Raw genomic sequence first — 15,957 nt, 5'->3', positions numbered from 1 at the left:
AAGGCTGCTGTTGGATGGCGGGCATGACACCTTCTGACGAGATCCTGGACATCGTCGACGAGAACGACGTGGTCGTGGGGCAGGCCCCGCGCGGCGAGGCGACGGCCCGGGGCCTGCGCCACCGGTGCGTCTTCATCGAGGCGCGGGACGCCGACGGCCGGGTCTTCGTGCACCGCAGGACCGCGACCAAGCTGGTGTTCCCCTCGCACTACGACATGTTCGTCGGCGGGGTGGTGGGCGCGGGCGAGGGCTACGACGAGGCGGCGCTGCGGGAGGCCGAGGAGGAGCTGGGCGTCTCGGGGCTCCCGCGTCCCGAACCACTGTTCAAGTTCCTGTACGAGGACGGCCGGCACACCTGGTGGTCGTCCGTCTACCAGGTGAGGTGCGAGCTGCCGGTGCGGCCGCAGGCGGAGGAGGTCGCCTGGCACACCTTCCTCGACGACGGGGAGCTGGAGCGGCGGCTCGGTGACTGGCTGTGGGTGCCGGACGGGCTCGACTGCTACCGGCGGCTGAGGGCGTTCCGGGAAGCGGGCCGAGCCGGTCGGGAATGAACGTAAAAGCGGCGGATAAGGTCCACGCGTGAACGAATTCGTACAGAGTCTGCGGCTGTGGTTCGCGCCGCAGCGCATCCGCGCCGAGGGCGAGACCCCGGACTACCGTTTCTCACTCGCCAACGAGCGGACCTTCCTCGCCTGGATCCGGACGGCCCTGGCGTTGATCGGCGGTGGCTTCGCGGTCGACCAGTTCCTGCCGGAGCTTCCGTGGGGGGTGCGCGCGGGTCTGGCGCTCGCGCTGCTGGCGGCGGGTGTGCTGTGCGCGTTGCGGGCGGTCAACCACTGGGTGCGGTGCGAGCGGGCGATGCGGCGCGGCGAGGACCTGCCGGTCTCGCGTTTCCCGACGCTGCTGAGCATCGCGGTCGCCGTGGTGGCGGTGGCGATGGTGGTGGTGGTCCTCTTCGGCTGGGAGGGCCGGTGACCGCCGAGGAGCGCGACCCGGGCCTCCAGCCCGAGCGGACCCGGCTGGCGTGGCGGCGTACGACGCTGTCCTACACGGTGGCGGCGGTGCTGGCCGTGAAGCAGACGCTGCACGGCGGGGCGACGAAGGCGGGGGTCATCGCGCTGGCGCTGAGCACCCTGGCCTGGCTGGGGTTCCTTCTGATCGCCCACCGCCGGGTGCAGAGCATGGGCAGCGCCCGCCCGCATCCGCTGGAGGCGGGGGGCGCGATCACGGCCGCCGCGTGCACGATGGCGCTGGCGGTGTTCGCGGCGGCCATGCTGTTCTGACGGCTGTTCCGATGCCGTGGGGGCCGGTGCCCGCAGCCGGTCCGTGAGCCCGCCCCGTCACCAGCGCGGGATCGCCGGGGTGCGCCACTCCGGCTCGGCCTTGCGCATCGCGGCGGCGTCGTCGCGCTCGCGCATGGTGCCGTCGTCGTCGAGCCAGCGGCGGTGCAGCGCGGCGAGCCGGTCCCGGTCGAGTTCGACGCCGAGGCCGGGGGCGTCGGAGACGGTGAGGCGGCCGTCCTCGAAGACGTGGCGGGTGGTGATGACGTCCTCGGCCTGCCAGGGGTAGTGGCTGTCGCAGGCGTAGTCCAGGTTGGGGACGGTGGCCGCGACGTGCGTCATGGCGGCGAGGCTGATCCCGAGGTGGGTGTTGGAGTGCATCGAGAGCCCGACGCCGTGCAGGCGGCAGATCGCGGCGAGTTCGCGGGTGCGGTGCAGCCCGCCCCAGTAGTGGTGGTCGGACAGGACGACCTGGACGGCGTCCCGGGCGAACGCCTCGGGCACCTCGGCGAGCGTCGTGACGCACATGTTCGTGGCCAGTGGCACGTCGGTGCCCGCCGCGACGGCGGCCATCGCGTCCGTGCCGCTCGCCGGGTCCTCCAGGTACTCGAGTACGCCCTTCAACTGCTCGGCGACGTACAGCGAGGTCTCCACCGACCAGGCGCCGTTGGGGTCCAGGCGCAGCGGCTGCCCGGGGAACGCCTCGGCGAGCGCGCGGACGGCGGCGATCTCCTCGTCGGGCGGCAGGACACCGCCCTTGAGCTTGAAGGAGGAGAAGCCGTGGTCGCGGGCGAAGCGCCGGGCCTGGGCGACGACACCGGCCGGGTCGAGGGCCGCACCCCAGTCGTCGCGCTCGCCGCCCTCCGGGTGGGCGGCCCAGCGGTAGAAGAGGTACGCGCTGTACTCGACCCGGTCGCGGACCTTGCCGCCGAGCAGCGCGTGCACCGGAAGACCGACCGTCTTGCCGAGCGCGTCCAGGCAGGCCACCTCGAAGCCGGAGACCACGGAGAGCCGCAGCTTGTCGGCGGTCTGGACGCCGCGCAGGCCGCCCGCGTCGACCCGCTCGTCGGCCGCCCCTGAATCGCCACACACCTCGTCGGCCAGGGCGAACAGCCCGTTCACGTCGCTGACCGGGCGGCCGGGCAGGGCGGCTGCGAGGGGCCTCGCGAGGTCGAGGTACTTGCCGTCGCCGTAGGTCTCCCCGATCCCGGTGACCCCGCCCCGGGTGACGACCTCCACGACGAGCCTGGGCGTGTACGGCTGGTGGACGCCCTGGGTGTTCAGGAGGGGCGGGTCGGCTATGAGGATCGGGGTCAGCCGGACTTCGTCGATCAGCAACGCGGTATCCATACGTGAACCCTATTCAGGGATGCGATCGAGCACCAGAGGCCGGACGGTACCGGGACCGGAGCCTCCGCCTCCGGTTGCGGGAGCGCACTGGACGACATACCGACTGGTCGGCATCATGAGACCGACCGTTCGCCCACCCCGGAGGTACGCACGATGAGCCACGTCCACCCGCCAGGTCTCGACCTCGACCGGCTGCGCGGACACCTGGACCGTGAGCGCCCGGGGCTGGTGAACGGACCGCTCGACGCCCGCGTCGTGGAGGGCGGCCGGTCGAACCTGACGTACGTGGTCACCGACGGGACCGGCCGCTGGGTCGTCCGCCGGCCACCGCTGGGGCACGTCCTGGCCACCGCGCACGACATGAAGCGCGAACACCGGGTGATCAGCGCCCTCCACCCGACGGCCGTCCCGGTCCCCGAACCGGTGCTGCTCTGCGAGGACGACACCGTCGTCGGCGCGCCGTTCTACGTCATGGAGTACGTCGAGGGCACCCCGTACCGCACGGCCGAGCAGCTGACCCCGCTCGGCCCGGAGCGCACCCGGGCGGCGGTGCTCGCCCTGGTCGACACCCTCGTCGAGCTGCACGCCGTGGACCCCGCGTCCGTCGGACTCGGCGACTTCGGACGGCCCGAGGGCTTCCTCGACCGGCAGCTGCGCCGCTGGGGCAAGCAGCTGGACGCCTCCCGCAACCGCGAGCTGCCCGGCATCGACGAACTGCACGCCGCGCTCGGCCGGGACCTGCCCGTCTCCCCCGCGCCCACCGTGGTGCACGGCGACTACCGCCTGGACAACGCGCTGATCGGCGCCGACGACGAGATCAAGGCCGTCCTGGACTGGGAGATGTCCACGCTCGGCGACCCGCTGACCGACCTCGGGCTGCTCGTCATGTACAGCTCCGACCTGGGCCTGCCGGAGTCGCCGGTCTCCACCACCAGCGGCGCGCCCGGCCACCCCTCCCCCGCCGAGCTGATCGAGCGCTACGCCGCCCGCTCCGGCCGCGACACCTCCGCCCTCTCCTGGTACACGGCCTTCGCCTGGTTCAAGCTCGCCGTGATCCTGGAGGGCATCCACTACCGCTACACCCTCGGCCGGACGGTCGGCGGCGGCTTCGACCGCATCGGCGACCTCGTCCCCGTCTTCATCGAGCACGGCCTCACCACCCTCCAGGAAGGCTGAACCACCCCATGGACTTCGCATTCGACGCCCGTACCGAGGAGCTGCGCGCCCGGCTGCTCGCCTTCATGGACGAGCACGTCCACCCGGCCGAGCGGATCGCGGACGAGCAGCGCGCCGCGCTGGACTCGCCGTGGCGGACCCCGCAGATCGTGGAGGACCTGAAGGCGGAGGCCCGCCGGCAGGGCCTGTGGAACCTCTTCCTGCCGGGCACCGGGCACGGGGCCGGGCTGACCAACCTCCAGTACGCGCCGCTGGCGGAGATCCTGGGCCGCTCGCCGCGCCTGGCACCCACCGCGACGAACTGCGCCGCGCCGGACACCGGGAACATGGAGGTGCTGGCCGAGTTCGGCACGGACGAGCAGAAGAAGCGGTGGCTGGAGCCGCTGCTGGCCGGGGAGATCCGCTCGGCGTTCGCAATGACGGAGCCGGAGGCCGCCTCGTCGGACGCGACCAACATCGAGACCCGGATCACCCGCGACGGCGGTGACTACGTCATCAACGGGCGCAAGTGGTACATCTCCGGGGCGATGAACCCGGACTGCGAGATCTTCATCGTGATGGGCAAGACCGACCCGGACGGCACGGACATCCGCCGTCAGCAGTCGCAGATCCTCGTCCCCCGGGACACCCCCGGTCTGACGGTGAAGCGTGCCATGCAGGTGTACGGCTACGAGGACCACTGGCACGGCGGCCACGCGGAGGTCGTCCTCGACGACGTGCGGGTGCCGGCGTCGAACCTGATCGGCGAGGAGGGCGGCGGCTTCGCCATCGCCCAGGCCCGCCTGGGTCCGGGCCGCATCCACCACTGCATGCGGCTCATCGGCATGGCGGAGCGGGCCATCGAGCTGATGTGCCGGCGCGCGGTCTCGCGTACCGCCTTCGGTAAGCCGCTCGCCCAGCAGGGCGTCGTGCAGAACTGGATCGCGGACGCCCGGGTCACCGTGGAGCAGCTGCGGCTGCTGGTGCTGAAGACGGCCTGGCTGATGGACACGGTCGGCAACCGGGGCGCGCACACCGAGATCCAGTCCATCAAGATCGCCACCCCGCGCGCGGTGGTCGCCATCCTCGACCAAGCGGTGCAGCTGCACGGCGCGGGCGGGGTGAGCCAGGACTTCCCGCTGGCCGAGCTGTGGGCCTCGGCCCGGACGCTGCGGCTGGCGGACGGCCCGGACGAGGTGCACCAGCGCTCGCTGGCCCGGCGGGAGATCAAGAAGTACCTCTAGTGCCGTCCGGCGGGCCCGCGCCGGGCGGACCCGCCGGCCGTCAATAGCCTCCGGACGGTACGTGATCGGCCAGCGCCAGATCATGGGCGAAGGCCCGCACCCTCAGCAGGGAGCGGGCCAGCAGCCGGACCGTACGGGGGCGGTGCGGGCCGTACGCCGCGGCCCACAGGACGGGGATGCGGGTGGAGCTCTGGAGGTGCGCCATGAATCCAGCTTCACCCCGACCCGGGATGCGGACCAACCGGGCGAAGGCCCCGCCGGCGAAGCTCCCGTTACGGTCTGAGCGCCCGGAGCAGCAGGTCGGCCAGGTGGTCGGCGACCTCCTGCGGGGTGAGGGGGCCGTCCGGGCGGTACCAGGTCGACAGGTGGTGGACCGAGCCGAAGTGGTAGTCGACGATCAGGTCCGCCGGGGTGGCCGTGGAGAACACCCCGCTGCGCTGGCCCTCCTCCACCAGGGCGCGGAACCGCTCGTGGTAGCGCCGCCGCTCGCCCCGTACCTGCTTGTTCTTCTCCGGGCTCAGGTGGTGCATGGAGCGGAAGAAGATCGAGGCGTCGTCGAGGTTCTCGATGGTGGTGACGACCACGTCGGCCGCCGCGTCGCGCAGCCGCCGCTCGATGGGCGCCTCGGCGTTCGCGAAGGCGTCGAGCCGCTCCTGCTGAAGGCGCAGCACCCGGGCGTACACCTCCTGGAGCAGGTCCTCCTTGGAGCCGAAGTAGTGGTACAGCGCCCCCTTGGTGACGCCGGCCGCCTCGACGATCTCCTGCACCGAGGTGCGGTCGTAGCCCTGCTCGGCGAAGAGCCGGGTGGCGGCGGCCAGCAACCGCTGGGGGACGGGGGTGCCGCTCCCGTCCGTGTCCTTGGCCATAGCCGCCGCCTTCCTTCCGTGCGTGTGCGTATGTCTGTGCTAGCGGGGTGAACGCAGTTCCCGCCTGAGGATCTTCCCACTCGCCGTCTTGGGCAGCTCGGCCAGGATCTCGACTTCGCGCGGGTACTTGTACGCGGCGAGCCGTTCCTTGCAGTACGCGCCCAGCTCCTCCGGCTCCACGGTCGCGCCGGGGCGCAGGCTGACGTAGGCCCGGACCGTCTCGCCCCGGTAGGCGTCGGGCACGCCCACGACGGCGGCCTCGCGCACCGCCGGGTGCGTGTAGAGGACGTCCTCCACCTCGCGGGGCCACACCTTGAAGCCGGAGGCGTTGATCATGTCCTTCTTGCGGTCGACCACGTAGAGCCAGCCCTCGCGGTCCATGAAGCCGATGTCGCCGGTGCGCAGTTCGCCGTCGGGGAAGGCGGCGGCGGTGGCCTCGGGCAGTCCCCAGTAGCCGGAGACGACCTGCGGGCCGCGCACCGCGATCTCGCCCAGCTCCCCGAAGGGCACCTCCGCGCCGGTCTCGTCCAGGATCCGGACGACGGTGTCCGGGCCGGGCACGCCGACCGAGAGGGTGCCGGAGACCGGGTCGACGGGCGCCTCGCGCTCCGGGGGGACGGCGGCGCAGGGGGCGGTGCACTCGGTGAGGCCGTAGCCGTTGCGTAGGTACGGGCCGAAGTCCGCCCGGAACTTCTCGACGAGCGCGGGCGGCAGCGGCGCGCCCCCGGAGGAGATCACCTCGAAGGAGGCGAAGTGCTCGGGCGTCACGCCGGGGGTCGCGGCCAGCGCCATGAAGGCGGTCGAGGGGCCGACGGTGTACGCGGGGCGGTGCTCGGCGAAGGCGTCGAGGACGACCCCGGGGTGGAAGCGGTAGGCGAGGACCAGGGTGCCCGCGTTGGTGAGGCAGGCGGCCAGCTGGCAGACCATGCCGGTGATGTGGAAGAGCGGGGCGAGCGCGAAGTAGGCGGCGCCCTCGGCGACGGGGTGGCCGGTGCGCTGGCGCTCCGCGTTGACCATGATGTTGCCGTGGGAGTTCATGGCGCCCTTGGGGGTGCCGCTGGTCCCTGAGGTGTAGCTGATCAGCGCCGTGTCGGCGGCGGCGGGTTCCCGGCCGGCGGGGGCCGCGAGGCCCTTCCGCGCGACGGCCACCAGATCGTCGGCGTCCTCGGCGGCGGGCAGCCGCTCGAAGCCCAGCACCCGCTCGTCGTTCTCCGCCTGGAGGTCCAGCTCGCAGGCGGTGAGCGCGATCCGGACGGACGGGGCTCCGGCCGCGGTCTCCCGCAGATACGCCTCCCAGGCCCGGTCGGAGCAGATCAGCGCCGTGACCTCGGCGTCCTTGAGCACGTGGCCGACCTCGGCGGACTTGTACATCGGGTTGAGCGGGACGACGGTCGCGCCGGCCTTCCAGGCGCCGAGGAGGGCGAGGACGAACTGCGGGGAGTTCTGGAGCATGATCGCGACACGGTCGCCGCGTTCCAGGCCCCGGGCGGCGAGGTGGCCGGCCACGGAGTCGGAGAGCCGATCCGTCTCGCGGTAGGTGAGGCGTCCGTCGAAGTAGGCGAGCGCCGGGTGGTCCGGGGTGCGGCCCACCGACGCGCGGAAGGCGTGCACCAGGGTCTCGGCGGGGTGGACGGGGGCCCGCTGGGCCTCGCTGAGCAGCGGGAGCCAGGGCTTCGCCGCGTAGATCGAGTCGGTCATGCTCCGGCCTCCTCCCAGGTGCGCTGGAGGCGGTTCATGCCGCGGAGCCAGCGGTCGGTGTCGGAGGCCCTGGCTTCGTAGTAGCCGGCGACCTCGGGGTGGGGCAGGACCAGGAAGCGGTCCTCGGCCATGGCGTCGAACAGGGCGTCGGCGACGGCCTCGGGCTCGATGGCGCCGGGGGCGAGGACGAGGTCGCCGGCCGATCCGGAGGCCGTGAGCATGTCGGTGCGCACGCCCTGCGGGCAGATCGCGTGGACCTTGACGCCCCGGTGCCGGTAGGTCAGCGAGAGCCATTCCGCGAAGGCGACCGCGCCGTGCTTGGTGACGCTGTACGGGGCCGCGCCGATCATCGTCAGCAGCCCGGCGGCGGACGCGGTGGAGACGAACCGGCCGCTGCCGCGCTCCAGCCAGTCCGGGAGCAGCGCCCGGGCCGCCCGGACGTGGGCCATCACGTTGACGTCCCAGGCCGCGGCCCAGACCTCCTCGTCGGCCATCGGGTCGCCGGGCGAGGCGAGGCCCGCGTTGGCGCAGTAGACGTCGATGGTGCCGTCCAGCGCGTCCCGCGCCTCGTCCACGATCCGCGAGGCGTCCCCGGCGACCGCGATCGCGCCGGTCTCCTCGGCGAGCGCCCCGATCCGGGACCCGTCGAGGTCGTTGACGACGACCCGTGCGCCTTCGGCGGCGAATCTGCGGGCGAGCGCGGCGCCGATGCCGCCTCCGGCCCCGGTGACCACCACGCCCGCGCCCTGCACCGTACTCATCGCTCTCGCACCTCTCAGCCGACTGCACCGGCAGACTAACCAGTCGGTATGTCGCGAGGGAAGGGGTGCGGGCCGCCCATCGGCCACTCCTGGCGCGGCAACCCCGTCCGACACGTTCCCCCGGGCCTGTCCGCACGCTAGCGTGCGTGACCATGACACTCTTCGCGATCTTGGAGGTAGCCGAATGAGCCTGTCCAGGCGTGGTTTGCTGACCGCCGGCGGTGCGATGGGGGCCCTCGCGGCAACGGCCGCTTCGGCCGGGCCCGCGGCGGCCGGCACGTCGCACGGCAAGGGCCCCGGGCACGGCGGCAGGAGCGGGCAGCCGGTCCGCACCGGGTTCGACCGGCTGGCGGCGGACGGCTACGCCCTGCTGAAGGGGCAGCGGGTCGGCGTCGTCACCAACCCGACCGGGATCACCTCGGACGTCCGGCACATCGTGGACGTGATGCACCCGGACGGCCGGGTGGATCTGACCGCCGTCTTCGGTCCCGAGCACGGCTTCCGGGGCACCGCGCAGGCGGGCGGCTCGGAGGGCCGCTACGACGACCCGGCGACCGGGCTGCCGGTCTACGACACGTACCTGAAGAGCGGTCAGGCGCTCGCCGACGTCTTCACGGCCTCGGGCGTGGACACGATCGTCTTCGACATCCAGGACGCCGGCGCCCGCTTCTACACGTACATCTGGACGCTGTACGACTGCATGGAGGCGGCGGCGCTCGCGGGCAAGAGGTTCGTCGTGCTGGACCGGCCGAACCCGGTGTCGGGGCGGGCGGCGCTCGGGCCCGTGCTCGATCCGGCGTTCGGCACGTTCGTGGGCCGCCGGGAGATCTCCCAGGCGCACGGCATGACGGTCACCGAGCTGGCGCTGCTGTTCAACGGGGAGTTCCTGAAGGACCGGCCGGCCGAGCTGGAGATCGTGAAGATGTCGGGGTGGTCGCGCTCCGACTTCTTCGACGGGACGGGCCTGCCGTGGGTGCCGCCGAGCCCCAACATGCCGACGCCCGACACGGCGCTCGTCTACTCCGGCACCTGCCTGTTCGAGGGGACGAACCTGTCCGAGGGGCGCGGCACGACCCGGCCGTTCGAGCTGCTGGGCGCGGAGGGCGTCGACCACCGGTGGGCGGAGGCGGCCAACGCGCTGGAACTGCCCGGGGTGGCGTTCCGCGAGGCGTACTTCGCGCCGACGTTCTCCAAGTTCCAGGGGAAGACCGTGGGCGGGGTGCAGGTGCACGTCCAGGACCGCGAGCTCTTCGACCCGGTGCGTACGGGGATCGCGCTGCTGATCACGGCGAAGCGGACGTGGAGCGGGTTCGCGTGGCGGTCGGACAACTGGATCGACAAGCTCACGGGCAACACGCGGGTGCGCACGATGATCGACGCGGGGGCGGATGTGGACGAGGTGGTGGGCGCGTGGGCGGCCGACCTCGCCGCGTTCCGGGCGATCCGGAAGCGGTATCTGCAGTACCGGTGACGGATGCCGGGGCGGGTCCGCCGGACGCGGCCCCCGCCCCGGCCGGCCCGTTCCGTCCCCGGTCTCCGGACGGGCCGGGACGGCCGGCCGGGTCCGCGCACCTCTGAATCACCGGCCTTGGATGGAGCCGATCCGGGCAGTCGTACGTCCATACCCTGACGCCGAAATACGGGCGACGGAGTACGAGCGACGGAGGTGGCGACTCAATGGCCGGTTTCCGGAGTCTGGCGAGACAGGTCCGCGACCCGAGGAGTGACCTGGCGCTGCGGCGGTACTCGCTGCGCAAGTGCCTGGAGCGCTTCGCCCCTTACGGGCACCGGGCGACCTGGGACCATCTGTGCGCACGGCACGGCATGGACCCCGAGGACCGGGCCCCCGACCCGGTGCGCCTGGTGCGGGCCCTGGACGAGCTGGAGCGGGCCCGCGCGGTCTGGCTCGGCTACGAGGCGGGGTTCGCGGAGCGCCGCAAGCGGGAGAAGCACCGGGGGCTGCGCCGGCCGGGCGCCTTCGACGACTGGCACCGGCGCACCTGGGGCGGCAACGGGGTGGCGCGGTGCGACGACCCGGCGGTCCACCCGTCGGCGCCGCTCGCCGAGGTGCTGGGCCGGCTGATCTCGGCCCTGGAGGCGGAGCCGGGCACCGGCTGCCCGGTGTGTGCCAGGACCCGGATCACCTGGCGGCACGACCTGCACAGCGAGCCGTGGTCGGGGCCGGTGTGCACGGGGTGCGGGATCGTGGTGCCGCAGCCCGTGCTCACCCCGGCGGCGCTGGCGAGGGCCCGTCGGGACCGGGCCGGTGATCTGGCCTCGGTGGCCTGAGACACGAGCGGCCCGCCGCGCGCGGGTCGCTCGGCGCGGCCGGACCGCCGGCGCGCGCTGCCCGCCGTGCGCGTCTCCCGCCGCCGCCGGCCGCCCGTCGGCGCGGACCGTTCAGCAGCAGCCGCCGGCGCTCTCCGCCGTCGCGCGGCCGGCCGGTTCACGGCCCGCCGTCTTGTGTTCCGGCATCAGGCGCGAGCCGCTGATCCGCTCGCCGTTGATGTCGTCCGGGTTGGACAGGACACAGGTCTCCAGCGAGAGGCAGCCGCAGCCGATGCAGTCGGTGAGGTGGTCGCGCAGCCGGCTCAGCTGCTTGATCCGGTCGTCCAGCTCGGAGCGCCAGGTACGGGAGAGCCGCGCCCAGTCGTCGCGGTTCGGGGTGCGCTCCTCGGGGAGTTCGGCCAGCGCCTCGCGGATGGTGGCCAGCGGAATGCCCACCCGCTGGGCCGCTCGGACGAAGGCGACCCGGCGCAGGGCGTCCCGGTGGTAGCGGCGCTGGTTGCCGCTGGTGCGACGGCTGCTGATCAGGCCCTTGGCCTCGTAGAAGTGCAGGGCCGACACGGCGGCGCCGCTGCGTGCGGAGAGCTGGCCGACCGTGAGTTCATGAAGTGTCTGCGGGATCTGGGGCACCCGTCGAAGCCTACGTGGCCCGTCCCCCGCCGGTCCGTCGTTGACAGGAACGCACCCGCCAACCATGCTGAGCAAGCGCTTAGACAGCGTGGACGAGCGACGGCAGAGCGGGAAGGCAGGGACCAGGGACATGGCAGAGCCGAGGATCTTCAACTCCGCGCAGGAGCTGCGGGACGGCGTGGGTGAGCAGCTGGGGTACAGCGACTGGCTCGAGGTCGACCAGAAGCGGATCGACCTGTTCGCCGATGCCACCGGCGACCACCAGTGGATCCACGTGGACCCGGAGAAGGCGGCGGCCGGCCCGTTCGGGAGGACGATCGCGCACGGCTATCTGACGCTCTCGCTGCTGCCGGCGCTGGTCCCGCAGGTGATGGGGGTCGAGGGCGCCAGGATGGGCATCAACTACGGCACCAACAAGGTCCGTTTCCCCTCCCCCGTGCCCGTGGGCTCGCGGCTGCGGGCGACGGCCGTCCTGAAGAGCGTCGAGGAGGCGGGCGGCGGCGTGCAGGTCACCGCCGTCGTCACGGTCGAGCGCGAGGGCGGCGACAAGCCGGCGTGCGTGGCCGAGTCGGTGTCGCGCTACTACTTCTGAACCCGCCGCCCGTACGCGGACGCCCCCGGCCCCACGAAGGGACCGGGGGCGCGCTCGCACTCGGCGCTCGTACTCAGCGCTCGGCGGCGACCATCCGCAGCACCAGACCGGCGTACAGCTCGCCGACCTCGTCGGGCGTCCGGCTGCCCTGGGCGTTGAACCACCGCGCCACATCGATGCAGAGCGACAGCACCGCGAGCGTGGTCCCGGGCACGTCCGGTACGTCGAACTCGCCGGAAGCGACGCCCTCACCGATGATCCGGCGCACCACCGCGTCGGTCCTGCGGCGCAGCGCGATGATCTCGGTGCGGTGTTCCTCGCCGAGCGCGTCGAGTTCGTACTGGACCACGCGGGCGGTGGTGTGCCGTTCGGCGTGCCAGCGGACGAAGGACCGTACGGCGGAGGCGAGCCGCTCGGCGGCCGTGCCACCGCCGTCGGCGGCCGACTCCAGCAGAGCCAGGGCCCGATCGTGGCCGATCCGGCTGATCCGGTGGAGCAGCTCTTCCTTCGTCTTGTAGTGGATGTAGAGCGCGGCGGGGCTCATGCCGGCGCGGCCCGCGATGTCCCGGGTGGTGGTCGCGTGGTACCCGCGCTCGGCGAAGGCGTCGACGGCCGCGACGAGGAGCCGCCGGGCGGCCTCGGGCGTCACCTCGGCCCACGGCGGGTCCTCGGCGTCGGTCTCCTGCGCCGTGCTCATCGTCGCTCGCCCCTCTCAGTCACCAGGACGAACACCATACCCCGATCCTGAGCAAGCGCTTAGGGGAACGTCCGCGGGGCGGGTCTCAGAGCTTCTGGAACGGGTCGTGCTCGGCGAGGATCTTCTCCAGCCGGGCCTGGTCGACCCGGCTGACCAGCTGGCCCGCCTCCTGCCGGTCCCGGATGACCTTGGCCAGGGTGAAGCAGGACGTGACCAGGTAGAGGACGCCGATGGCGAGGAAACCGCGCACCCAGGCGTCCGCGTCGAGGAAGTAGATTCCGAGGGCCACCGAGCCCATCGCCACCCCGAAGGACGCGACGGCCTGCCCGTAGAAGGCGGCGGTGTTCTGCTGTTTGACCGGTGTCGTCTCACTCATGGCGCCCAGCATCGGGCGGTATGACGCGCGCCACATCCGTTCGGATACTCAGAAGATACTCAGAACGCCGAGACCCCCGTCAGGGCGCGGCCGATGATCAGCTTCTGGATCTGGCTGGTGCCCTCGTAGAGCGTCATCACGCGGGCGTCCCGGAGCAGCTTGCCGACCGGGTACTCGTCGATGTAGCCGTAGCCGCCGAAGACCTGGAGCGCGTTGCTCGCGGCGCGGACGGCGGCCTCGGAGGCGAAGAGCTTGGCGCGTGACGCGGCGGTGGCGAAGTCCCGGCCCCGGTCGACGAGGTCGGCGACGCGCCAGGTCAGCAGGCGCGCGGCCTCCACGTCCACGGAGATGTCGCTGAGGAGTTCCTGGACGAGCTGGTAGCCCGCGATGGGCCTGCCGAACTGCTCGCGCTCGCCCGCGTATCCCACGGCGGCGTCCAGGGCGGCCTGGGCGATCCCGACGCAGCCGGCCGCCACCGACATCCGCCCCTTGGCCAGGGCGGACATGGCGATGGAGAAGCCCTTGCCCTCGGGGCCCATCAGGGCGCTCGCGGGCACCCGGACGTCCTCCAGGACCAGCTCCGCCGTCGCCTGGCCGCGCAGGCCGAGCTTGCCGTGGATGGTGCGGCGGGTGAGGCCGGGGGTGTCGGCGGGGACCAGGAAGGCGGAGACGCCCTTGTGGCCGGGGGTGTCGTTGGTACGGGCGAAGAGCAGCACCACGTCGGCCCAGGTGCCGTTGGTGATGAACATCTTGCCGCCGTTGATGACGTAGTCCCCGCCGTCCCGCACGGCCCTGGTCGTCAGCCCGCCCGCGTCCGATCCGGTGCCGGGCTCGGTCAGCCCGAAGCAGCCGACCGCGTCGCCCGAGGTCAGCCGGGGCAGCCACCGCCGCTTCTGCTCCTCGTCGCCCCACGCCGCGACGGTCTTGGCGACCAGGCCGAGGGAGACCGAGACGATGCCGCGCACCGAGGAGTCGCCCCGGCCCAGCTCCTCGGTCACCAGGCAGTACGCGAGGTGGTCGCCGCCCGAGCCGCCGTACTCCTCGGGGACGGTCAGGCCGAGGAAGCCGAGGGCGCCCAGCTTCTTCACGATCGACTTGTCGACGTTCTCGGACCGGTCCCACTCGGCCGCGTACGGGGTGACGTCGCGGGCGACGAAGTCCCTGGCGAGCTGCCGGACCGCTTCCTGCTCCTCGCTGAGCTCCAGGTTCATCGGCCGCACCCTCCCTTTAATTAGCACTGCTAGTTTTATGTGGCAGGCCTACTATGTGCCGCATGGCCCGCCCGCGCAAGCCCCTCCTGAGCAGAGAACGCATCGTCGACACGGCGAGCGCCCTCGTGGACGCCGAAGGGCTCGACGCCGTGTCGACCCGCCGTCTGGCGGCCGAGCTGGGGGTCAGCGGGCCCTCGCTGTACAACCACTTCCGCAACAAGGACGAGATCCTGGACGCGGTCGCCGACGCCGTCTCCGCGCAGGTCGACCTGTCGATGTTCGAGGAGTCCGATCCCCGTGACTGGCGGGCCGCCCTGCACGACTGGGCGATCTCCTACCGGGCGGCGCTCGCCGCGCACCCGCACATCGTCCCGGTGCTCGCCCAGGGCCCCGGCCGCCGCCCGGCCGGCCTGCGGGTCGCGGACGCGGTGTTCGGGGCCATGGTCCGCGCGGGGTGGCCGCCGGCCCAGGCCACGTACATCGGCGCACTGATGCGCTACTTCATCACCGGCTCGGCGCTCGGCTCCTTCGCCCGGGGGTTCGTGGACGACGAGACCGCGTACGACCCCGCCGACTACCCGCACCTGGGCCAGGCGCACCTGCTGGCCGAGCGGCGTCAGCGGGTGGACGAGGGGGCCTTCGAGACCGGGCTGCGGGCGCTGGTGGACGGGCTCGAACTGCAGTACGCGCAGCTGGAGCCCGCCCACACGCCCTAGAACACCACCAGCGCCCGGCCGCCCCTGCCCGCGATCATGTGGTCGAAGGCCGCCGGGATGCCGTCCAGGCCGATCCGTTCGGTGACCATCATGGAGAGGTCGAAGCGGCCCGCCCGGATGTGGTCGGCCAGCACCGGCAGGTCGCGGGCCGGGTCGCTGTTGCCGTAGACGCAGCCCGTCAGGGTCCGGCCCCAGTGGAAGATCTCCAGGGCGTTGAAGGTGACCTGCTGGTCCTTGCCGCCGATGCCGACGACCGTGGTGCGGCCGCCCCGGCGGGTGGACTCCCAGGCGCCGCGGATGGTGGCGGCCCGGCCCACGCACTCGACGGCCGCGTCCGCGCCCTGACCCCCGGTGAGCTTCCGGATGTCGCGGGGCGTGGTGTCCGAGGCGACGACGTAGTCGGTGGCGCCCGCGCGGCGGGCCAGTTCCTCCTTCTCCGGGGACACGTCCACCGCGATGATCTTCGAGGCGCCGGCGATCCGGGCGGACTGGAGCACGGCGAGCCCGACGCCGCCGATGCCGAACACCACGACGGACTCCCCCGCCCGCACCCGGGCGCTGTGGTGGACGGCGCCGTAGCCGGTGAGCACCGCGCAGCCGAGGAGCGCCGCGTCGGTGAGCGGGATGCCGTCCGGGGCGGGCAGCACGCAGTTCCCGGCGACGACGGTCTCCTCGGCGAAGGCGGCGACGTTCAGCCCGGGGTGCAGCTCGGTGCCGCCGGCCGTGCGGGCGTGCAGGTCCGCCGCGCCGGCCAGGGCGCCCGCGCAGAGCCAGACCTCGCCGATCCCGCAGTGGTGGCAGCTGCCGCAGGAGGGGGCCCAGTTGAGGACGACGCCGTCGCCCGGGGCGACATGGGTGACGCCCTCGCCGACCGAGACGACGGTGCCGGCGCCCTCGTGGCCGAGGACGGCGGGGACGGGCACCCGCATCGTGCCGTTGGACAGCGAGAGGTCGGAGTGGCAGACCCCGGCGGCGGCCAGGCGGACGCGCACCCGGCCGGGGCCGGGCTCCGGCAGGACGATGTCGGTGATCTCCAGGGGAGCTCCGACGGCGGACAGTACGGCGGCACGGACCACGGACTGGCTCCTTGCTGAT

The 15,957-nt window shown here is 72.8% G+C and carries 19 protein-coding genes; 9 read left to right on the top strand and 10 right to left on the bottom strand.

All coding sequences use genetic code 11. The features are described from left to right. Window positions 1–23: 23 nt before the first annotated feature. From ABZ564_RS04980 to ABZ564_RS04970, 3 genes are read left to right on the top strand one after another with little or no spacing between them, the layout of a single operon-like run. Entirely contained in the window at window positions 24–551 is a 528-nt protein-coding gene (locus tag ABZ564_RS04980) for an NUDIX domain-containing protein (RefSeq protein ID WP_360849563.1), read from the top strand. A gap of 28 nt (window positions 552–579) precedes the next feature. Beyond that, window positions 580–975 carry a DUF202 domain-containing protein gene (locus tag ABZ564_RS04975; protein ID WP_360849560.1) on the top strand — a complete coding sequence of 132 codons (396 nt, stop codon included), beginning with the start codon at window positions 580–582 and terminating at the stop codon, window positions 973–975. Beyond that, window positions 972–1,283: a DUF202 domain-containing protein gene (locus ABZ564_RS04970; protein WP_360849557.1), complete on the top strand. Its 312-nt coding sequence runs from the start codon at window positions 972–974 to the stop codon at window positions 1,281–1,283. Before ABZ564_RS04975 ends, ABZ564_RS04970 begins: the two co-directional genes overlap by 4 nt. A gap of 57 nt (window positions 1,284–1,340) precedes the next feature. Here the strand turns inward: ABZ564_RS04970 and ABZ564_RS04965 are convergent, their stop codons facing one another. After that, entirely contained in the window at window positions 1,341–2,630 is a 1,290-nt protein-coding gene (locus tag ABZ564_RS04965) for a glucarate dehydratase family protein (protein WP_360849554.1), read from the bottom strand. 153 nt (window positions 2,631–2,783) lie between these two features. Here ABZ564_RS04965 and ABZ564_RS04960 point away from each other — a divergent pair, with 153 nt between their 5' ends. Both ABZ564_RS04960 and ABZ564_RS04955 read left to right on the top strand, forming a co-directional pair. After that, window positions 2,784–3,806 carry a phosphotransferase family protein gene (locus tag ABZ564_RS04960; RefSeq protein ID WP_360849551.1) on the top strand — a complete coding sequence of 341 codons (1,023 nt, stop codon included), beginning with the start codon at window positions 2,784–2,786 and terminating at the stop codon, window positions 3,804–3,806. A gap of 8 nt (window positions 3,807–3,814) precedes the next feature. Continuing rightward, entirely contained in the window at window positions 3,815–5,029 is a 1,215-nt protein-coding gene (locus ABZ564_RS04955) for an acyl-CoA dehydrogenase family protein (RefSeq protein ID WP_360849548.1), read from the top strand. Window positions 5,030–5,069: 40 nt separating this feature from the next. On the opposite strand, the gene ABZ564_RS04950 is transcribed toward ABZ564_RS04955, so the two are convergent. From ABZ564_RS04950 to ABZ564_RS04935, 4 genes are all read right to left on the bottom strand, one after another. After that, window positions 5,070–5,234, bottom strand: a complete 165-nt coding sequence (locus ABZ564_RS04950) for a hypothetical protein (protein ID WP_360849545.1) — start codon at window positions 5,232–5,234, stop codon at window positions 5,070–5,072. A 67-nt stretch (window positions 5,235–5,301) separates the two neighbouring features. Next, window positions 5,302–5,895, bottom strand: coding sequence for a TetR/AcrR family transcriptional regulator (locus ABZ564_RS04945; RefSeq protein WP_360849543.1), 594 nt, complete (start codon window positions 5,893–5,895; stop codon window positions 5,302–5,304). Between the two features lie 39 nt (window positions 5,896–5,934). Next, window positions 5,935–7,593 carry an AMP-binding protein gene (locus ABZ564_RS04940; RefSeq protein ID WP_360849540.1) on the bottom strand — a complete coding sequence of 553 codons (1,659 nt, stop codon included), beginning with the start codon at window positions 7,591–7,593 and terminating at the stop codon, window positions 5,935–5,937. Further along, on the bottom strand, window positions 7,590–8,354 hold the full coding sequence (locus ABZ564_RS04935) for an SDR family oxidoreductase (RefSeq protein ID WP_360849537.1): 765 nt from the start codon (window positions 8,352–8,354) through the stop codon (window positions 7,590–7,592). Before ABZ564_RS04935 ends, ABZ564_RS04940 begins: the two co-directional genes overlap by 4 nt. Window positions 8,355–8,538: 184 nt before the next feature. Between ABZ564_RS04935 and ABZ564_RS04930 the strand changes: the two genes are divergently transcribed. Continuing rightward, window positions 8,539–9,825, top strand: a complete 1,287-nt coding sequence (locus ABZ564_RS04930) for a DUF1343 domain-containing protein (protein ID WP_360849533.1) — start codon at window positions 8,539–8,541, stop codon at window positions 9,823–9,825. 206 nt (window positions 9,826–10,031) lie between these two features. Further along, complete coding sequence (locus ABZ564_RS04925; RefSeq protein WP_360849530.1) at window positions 10,032–10,643, top strand: hypothetical protein; 612 nt, start codon at window positions 10,032–10,034, stop codon at window positions 10,641–10,643. A 111-nt stretch (window positions 10,644–10,754) separates the two neighbouring features. On the opposite strand, the gene soxR is transcribed toward ABZ564_RS04925, so the two are convergent. Next, window positions 10,755–11,270 (bottom strand): redox-sensitive transcriptional activator SoxR, encoded by a 516-nt coding sequence (gene soxR, locus ABZ564_RS04920; RefSeq protein WP_360849527.1) that lies wholly within the window; start codon window positions 11,268–11,270, stop codon window positions 10,755–10,757. 130 nt (window positions 11,271–11,400) lie between these two features. Between soxR and ABZ564_RS04915 the strand changes: the two genes are divergently transcribed. Next, on the top strand, window positions 11,401–11,862 hold the full coding sequence (locus ABZ564_RS04915; protein ID WP_360849524.1) for a MaoC family dehydratase: 462 nt from the start codon (window positions 11,401–11,403) through the stop codon (window positions 11,860–11,862). A gap of 73 nt (window positions 11,863–11,935) precedes the next feature. Here ABZ564_RS04915 and ABZ564_RS04910 read toward each other — a convergent pair whose 3' ends face one another. The 3 genes from ABZ564_RS04910 to ABZ564_RS04900 all read right to left on the bottom strand — a co-directional run bounded on the left by ABZ564_RS04910 (window position 11,936) and on the right by ABZ564_RS04900 (window position 14,146). Then, window positions 11,936–12,559, bottom strand: coding sequence for a TetR/AcrR family transcriptional regulator (locus ABZ564_RS04910; protein ID WP_136204106.1), 624 nt, complete (start codon window positions 12,557–12,559; stop codon window positions 11,936–11,938). A gap of 85 nt (window positions 12,560–12,644) precedes the next feature. Then, entirely contained in the window at window positions 12,645–12,935 is a 291-nt protein-coding gene (locus ABZ564_RS04905; RefSeq protein ID WP_360849520.1) for a YiaA/YiaB family inner membrane protein, read from the bottom strand. 59 nt (window positions 12,936–12,994) lie between these two features. Then, complete coding sequence (locus ABZ564_RS04900) at window positions 12,995–14,146, bottom strand: acyl-CoA dehydrogenase family protein (protein ID WP_360849518.1); 1,152 nt, start codon at window positions 14,144–14,146, stop codon at window positions 12,995–12,997. 62 nt (window positions 14,147–14,208) lie between these two features. On the opposite strand from ABZ564_RS04900, the gene ABZ564_RS04895 reads away from it, so the two are divergent. Next, the gene (locus ABZ564_RS04895; RefSeq protein ID WP_360849515.1) at window positions 14,209–14,862 is read left to right on the top strand and encodes a TetR/AcrR family transcriptional regulator C-terminal domain-containing protein; all 654 of its coding nucleotides are present in this window, start codon (window positions 14,209–14,211) and stop codon (window positions 14,860–14,862) included. Here the strand turns inward: ABZ564_RS04895 and ABZ564_RS04890 are convergent. Then, window positions 14,859–15,938 (bottom strand): Zn-dependent alcohol dehydrogenase, encoded by a 1,080-nt coding sequence (locus ABZ564_RS04890; protein ID WP_360849512.1) that lies wholly within the window; start codon window positions 15,936–15,938, stop codon window positions 14,859–14,861. The genes ABZ564_RS04895 and ABZ564_RS04890 overlap by 4 nt on opposite strands. Between the last annotated feature and the right edge of the window lie 19 nt (window positions 15,939–15,957).

This window comes from Streptomyces sp. NPDC019224 (genome assembly GCF_040632605.1).
Lineage (GTDB): Bacteria > Actinomycetota > Actinomycetes > Streptomycetales > Streptomycetaceae > Streptomyces.
Note: the sequence above shows the minus strand (reverse complement) of the source record. Positions and strands in the feature narration are given on the sequence as shown.

Coding starts and splice junctions, on each gene's coding strand:
- ABZ564_RS04895 (WP_360849515.1), top strand. CDS start 14,209: ATGGCCCGCCCGCGCAAGCCCCTCCTGAGCAGAGAACGCATCGTCGAC.
- ABZ564_RS04955 (WP_360849548.1), top strand. CDS start 3,815: ATGGACTTCGCATTCGACGCCCGTACCGAGGAGCTGCGCGCCCGGCTG.
- ABZ564_RS04940 (WP_360849540.1), bottom strand. CDS start 7,593: ATGACCGACTCGATCTACGCGGCGAAGCCCTGGCTCCCGCTGCTCAGC.
- ABZ564_RS04935 (WP_360849537.1), bottom strand. CDS start 8,354: ATGAGTACGGTGCAGGGCGCGGGCGTGGTGGTCACCGGGGCCGGAGGC.
- ABZ564_RS04910 (WP_136204106.1), bottom strand. CDS start 12,559: ATGAGCACGGCGCAGGAGACCGACGCCGAGGACCCGCCGTGGGCCGAG.
- ABZ564_RS04965 (WP_360849554.1), bottom strand. CDS start 2,630: ATGGATACCGCGTTGCTGATCGACGAAGTCCGGCTGACCCCGATCCTC.
- ABZ564_RS04930 (WP_360849533.1), top strand. CDS start 8,539: ATGAGCCTGTCCAGGCGTGGTTTGCTGACCGCCGGCGGTGCGATGGGG.
- ABZ564_RS04915 (WP_360849524.1), top strand. CDS start 11,401: ATGGCAGAGCCGAGGATCTTCAACTCCGCGCAGGAGCTGCGGGACGGC.
- ABZ564_RS04950 (WP_360849545.1), bottom strand. CDS start 5,234: ATGGCGCACCTCCAGAGCTCCACCCGCATCCCCGTCCTGTGGGCCGCG.
- ABZ564_RS04945 (WP_360849543.1), bottom strand. CDS start 5,895: ATGGCCAAGGACACGGACGGGAGCGGCACCCCCGTCCCCCAGCGGTTG.
- ABZ564_RS04925 (WP_360849530.1), top strand. CDS start 10,032: ATGGCCGGTTTCCGGAGTCTGGCGAGACAGGTCCGCGACCCGAGGAGT.
- ABZ564_RS04905 (WP_360849520.1), bottom strand. CDS start 12,935: ATGAGTGAGACGACACCGGTCAAACAGCAGAACACCGCCGCCTTCTAC.
- ABZ564_RS04980 (WP_360849563.1), top strand. CDS start 24: ATGACACCTTCTGACGAGATCCTGGACATCGTCGACGAGAACGACGTG.
- ABZ564_RS04960 (WP_360849551.1), top strand. CDS start 2,784: ATGAGCCACGTCCACCCGCCAGGTCTCGACCTCGACCGGCTGCGCGGA.
- ABZ564_RS04900 (WP_360849518.1), bottom strand. CDS start 14,146: ATGAACCTGGAGCTCAGCGAGGAGCAGGAAGCGGTCCGGCAGCTCGCC.